This is a genomic window from Sphingomonas sp. Ag1 (assembly GCF_000980895.1).
Classification (GTDB): Bacteria; Pseudomonadota; Alphaproteobacteria; order Sphingomonadales; family Sphingomonadaceae; genus Sphingomonas; species Sphingomonas panaciterrae.
Genome location: NZ_LAZX01000001.1, coordinates 1 through 1,078, shown reverse-complemented (window position 1 = coordinate 1,078; position 1,078 = coordinate 1). Strand labels below are relative to the sequence as shown.

The 1,078-nt window shown below is 67.2% G+C and carries 3 protein-coding genes; all 3 read left to right on the top strand.

The features are described from left to right. On the top strand, positions 1-317 hold a 317-nt coding region (locus tag XM50_RS00015; RefSeq protein WP_046406254.1), incomplete at its 5' end, for an ATP-binding cassette domain-containing protein. A 103-nt stretch (positions 318-420) separates the two neighbouring features. Then, positions 421-789, top strand: coding sequence for a cupin domain-containing protein (locus tag XM50_RS00010; protein WP_046406256.1), 369 nt, complete (start codon positions 421-423; stop codon positions 787-789). After that, the coding region (locus XM50_RS00005) for an FAD-dependent oxidoreductase (RefSeq protein ID WP_046406252.1) at positions 786-1,078 on the top strand (293 nt) is incomplete at its 3' end. The genes XM50_RS00010 and XM50_RS00005, both read left to right, overlap by 4 nt.

Sequence of the window (1,078 nt, the reverse complement as noted above, 5' to 3'; positions counted from 1 at the left end):
GCGGCCAGCAGCAGCGCGTCGGCATTGCCCGTGCGCTCGCCATGCGGCCGCAGGCGATCCTGCTCGATGAGCCGACCTCCGCGCTCGACCCGGAGCGCGTGGGCGAGGTGCTGTCGGTGATCCGCGCGCTCGCCAGCGAGGGGATGACGATGGTGGTGGTGACTCACGAGATCGCCTTTGCCCGCGAAGTGGCCGACCGTGCGCTGTTCATCGACGGCGGGGTGATCGTCGAGGACGGGCCGGCACGGCAGGTTCTCACCGCGCCGACGATGGAGCGCACCCGCCAGTTCCTCGACCGGGTCCTGCAACCCACGTGAAGTGGTGATTTATCTGCACCGGGGGTGAGGCTGATCTCAACTCTTACCCCCGGCACGATTGTCTCATGCCCAAGCGAACAAGATTGCGAGGGTGTCGATCGAAATGTCTGCCACAACATTCAATGTCACCGAATTGTTCGCCGGCGCGCCCGAGCCGAAGGACGTGCCCGTGCCGCTCGGCACCCCCGTTTCCCAGGTCCGCTCGATCGCGCTGCCATCCTCCTCCCGGCCCACGACGCGGCTTGGCGTGTGGGAATGCACGCCGGGCCGCTGGGTCCGCCAGGTCGTGCAGGCGGAATTCTGCCATTTTCTCAGCGGCCATGCGGTGTTCACCCCGGAAGGGGGCGGGGATCCGATCACCTTGCGCGCCGGTGACGTCGCGCACTTTCCCGCCAACAGCCGCGGGCATTGGGACATTGTCGAAACCAGCCGCAAGGTCTTCATGGTCTTCGACGAAGAGCAGGCGTCGTGAGCGGGCCGGCCGCTGCGCCGGGCCCGATCCCGAACGATTTCTGGCTCGGCACATCCGGTGACGATCTGACACCGCGCGCGCCGCTGAAGGGCGACATCAACGTCGACGTCGCGATCCTGGGCGGTGGCTTTTCGGGATTGTGGACCGCCTATCACCTGTTGAAGCGCGATCCCTCGCTGGAGATCGCGATCGTCGAGCGGTCGATCTGCGGTTACGGCGCCTCGGGCCGCAATGGCGGCTGGTGCTCGCCGCGTTTCCCGGTCGATCCCGGCGCGCTGATCCGCCGCTT

Coding starts and splice junctions, on each gene's coding strand:
- XM50_RS00010 (WP_046406256.1), top strand. CDS start 421: ATGTCTGCCACAACATTCAATGTCACCGAATTGTTCGCCGGCGCGCCC.